The sequence below is a fragment of the Streptomyces sp. NPDC001880 genome (assembly GCF_053594575.1).
On record NZ_JBSFET010000231.1, the window covers coordinates 1 to 3,106 of the forward strand.

At 67.8% G+C, this 3,106-nt stretch carries 2 protein-coding genes; one reads left to right on the forward strand and one right to left on the reverse strand.

Translation table 11 applies throughout. The features are described 5' to 3' along the window. Nucleotides 1-203: 203 nt before the first annotated feature. Nucleotides 204-1,532 carry a sugar ABC transporter substrate-binding protein gene (locus tag ACWCQ6_RS36650; protein ID WP_451096759.1) on the reverse strand — a complete coding sequence of 443 codons (1,329 nt, stop codon included), beginning with the start codon at nt 1,530-1,532 and terminating at the stop codon, nt 204-206. 492 nt (nt 1,533-2,024) lie between these two features. On the opposite strand from ACWCQ6_RS36650, the gene ACWCQ6_RS36655 reads away from it, so the two are divergent. Then, a complete protein-coding gene (locus ACWCQ6_RS36655; protein ID WP_451096761.1) occupies nt 2,025-3,035 on the forward strand; it encodes a hydroxyacid dehydrogenase in 1,011 nt (336 codons plus the stop codon). Nucleotides 3,036-3,106: the final 71 nt, after the last annotated feature.

The window sequence follows — 3,106 nt, forward strand, 5'->3', positions numbered from 1 at the left end:
CAGGCACAGCGCGATAACAATGGGGATTAAATTGACTTACAGCAAGAGGAGCAGGGCCGGCCCGAGCAACCCCCACGGCGACCCCCCCCGGCCCCCCGGGCGGCTGGGCCCCCGGCGGCCGGCGGCCCCGCCGGCCGCGCGGCCCGTTTTCCGGGTGGCGGTCCCGGCCGCCGGGAGGGCGGCCGGATCCGCCTGGTCAAGACTCATGACGCGGCGATTCCCTGTTCCTTGAGGATGTCGGCGAGCTGCTTGTCGAGCTCCTTCAGCTTGGTCCCGGTGTCCAGGCCGCAGTCGGCCATCAGCGCGTTGACGGTCTCGGCGGTCGTCTGCCGCACCGGGGTCCAGTTCGGGATGGACGGCGCGTAGCGGCCGGAGTCCTGGTAGATCTCGGTGTAGGTCTTCCAGCGGGGGTCGGGTCGGACCTTGGAGATGTCCACCGTCTTGTTGACAGGCAGCTGCACGGTGAAGCCGGTGTCGCCCGCCATGCCGGTCTTCTGGCCCTCGGCGGAGATGGCGAAGTCGGCGAAGGCGTCCTGGCCCGCCATGTTCTCGGAGCCGGCCATCAGGTAGACGGACCCGCCCTCGGCGAGCACGGTGGCGTCCTTCGGCCCCTTGGGCATCGGCACCACCTCGTACTTGTCCTTGCCGAGGGTCTCGTCGAAGCGGGGCAGCAGGTACGGACCGACGACGAACATCCCGGTCCGGCCGGCCTCGAAGGTCTCGTTGGTGGGTGGGGTCTCCATGGTGACGGCGCCCGGCTGGATGACCTTGGACTTGCAGCCGAGGTCGCGGAACCACTGCACGGCCCGGACCGATTCCTCAGTGGTCATCGCGGGTTTGTACGCGCCGTCCTCGGTCCCGGTGATGAAGTCTCCGCCCGCGGCCCAGAGGAAGTTGGAGAAGTACCAGGAGGCGTATCCGCGCTTGGTGGACAGCGGAGCGGCGAGGCCGTACGTGTTCTTCTTGCCGTCGCCGTCGGGGTCCTTGGTGGTGAATGCCTCGGCCATCGCGGCGAAGTCGTCCCAGCTCTCGGGGACTTCGAGCTTCAGCTTCTCCCGCCAGTCCTTGCGGATGAGCAGCGCGGACGCCTGCGCCGAGTACGGCAGGCCGAACTGCTTGCCGTCCACACTCTTGCCGGAGTCCAGTCCCTGGCCTACGGCCTGCCTGCTGTTCTTGATCTTGTCCAGGTCGATCTCCCGGAGCAGGCCCTGGCTGTGCATGGCGCCGAGCTGCGTCACATCGTTCATGACGATGTCGGGCAGGTTCTTCTGCGCTGCGCGCTGCTGCAGCTTGGTCTCGAAATCGTCGAAGATCGCGGTGACCTCGACCTTGTGGCCCGTGGCCTTCTCGAAGGCGGCAGCGAGTTTGATCGCTCCCTGCTCTCCCGGCCCGCCCGGTGTCGTCCGGGTCCACAGTTCGAGCGGTGCCTTCGAGTTCTGCTTGGCATCCACTCCCGCAGGCCCCGACGTACAGCTGGTGAGGACCAGTGCGGAAGCGAGAACACCCGCACCGATCCACCGCGATCTCTGCATGACAACTCCTGTTTTCGCCGCATCACAGCTGGCCTGGAAAGCGCTTGCCGGGACGCTAACCGCGTCCGAATCCTTCGGTCAATAGTCCGATGAATGCAAAAGTCTCACGTCGGCCCGCAAGAGCCTCGCCGGACACATCCCCGCACCCACCCCCCACCGTCCCGCACCCCTGCAATAGGCCAAACACCAACCATCGCCCGCGAAAGCACCTACAGAACCGGCGGTTCGACCACCCCGAGAGGCGATCGACCACCCGAACGCCGGGCGCACCCGATTGCGACAGCAGCCCGGGCGGCAAGCACGGGACGATCGAACTCCAACCAGAGGGATTTCAATCATCCGATGTATCGTGCTGCAAGCACACCGACCAAGGCAGTGAACAAGCCACGCCAATCTTCAACATCCGGTCAGGCATTTCCCCACGCGCCCGATCAGGGCTCGCAGGTCGATTCGCTGATGGTCTGTCAGCGAGGAGCTGAGGAGTGTTACGTCATGAACGAGCCGGCACGCAGGCCGACCGCCCTGTTGGTCATGGAGGAAGAACGCAGGGCGGATGTCTACCCCACTGAGGTCCTGGCCGAAGTCGAAGGTCTCGTACACCTGCCGGGACCTCCCCTCACGCGGGAGCAACTCGGAGCGGACCCGGCCGTATTGCGGCAGGTTGATGTCCTGCTCACGGGCTGGGGTGCGCCCGTGCTCGATGCCGCCCTCCTCTCGCATGCCCCCCGGTTGCGGGCGGTCCTCGTCGCCGCGGGTTCCGTGCGGCACCTGACCACCGCCGCGTTCTGGGCGCGTGGCATTCCGATCGTCTCCGCCGCCCCGGCCAACGCGATCCCGGTGGCGGAGTTCACCCTCGCCCAGGTCCTCCTCGGTCTGAAGCAGGTACACCGCATCACCCGGGAGGTGGCGAGCAGTCGTCGCTTCCCCCACAACCCCCGGGTGCCGGGGGCCTACCGGTCACGCGTGGGCCTGCTCGGGCTCGGGCACATCGGCCGTCTCGTCGCGTCCCACCTCGGCCGTTTCGACATCGAGGTCCTCGCCACGGACCCCCTCGCCTCCCCGGACACCGCCCGGCAAGCAGGCGTCCGGCTCGTCGGCATCGAGGAACTGTTCGCCACCAGCCATGTCGTCAGTCTCCACGCCCCCCTCCTGCCCGAGACCCGCGGCACGATCGGGGCACGGCTGCTGAACTCCCTGGGGCCGGGCGCGACGCTGATCAACACCGCGCGTGGCGGTCTCGTCGACGAGACCGCCGCGGCGGAGGTCCTGCGCGCCAGACCCGACCTCACCGCCGTACTCGATGTCACGCACCCGGAGCCTCCCGCCCATGACTCGCCACTCTTCACCCTTCCCAACGTGGTCCTGACGCCCCACCTCGGTGGTGCACTCGGGGCCGAACGTCATCGTCTCGGAGAGCTTGTGCTCGACGAACTCCGACGCTTTATACATGACCAGCCTCTCCAGTACGCCATAGACCCCGCCCTCGCGGCCTCGCTGGCCTGAGGGCGCGGAGGCCGCCGTCGCGTGTGCGGCCCCGGGGCGCAGAGTGCGGGGGTGGGCGACAACCGTCCGGG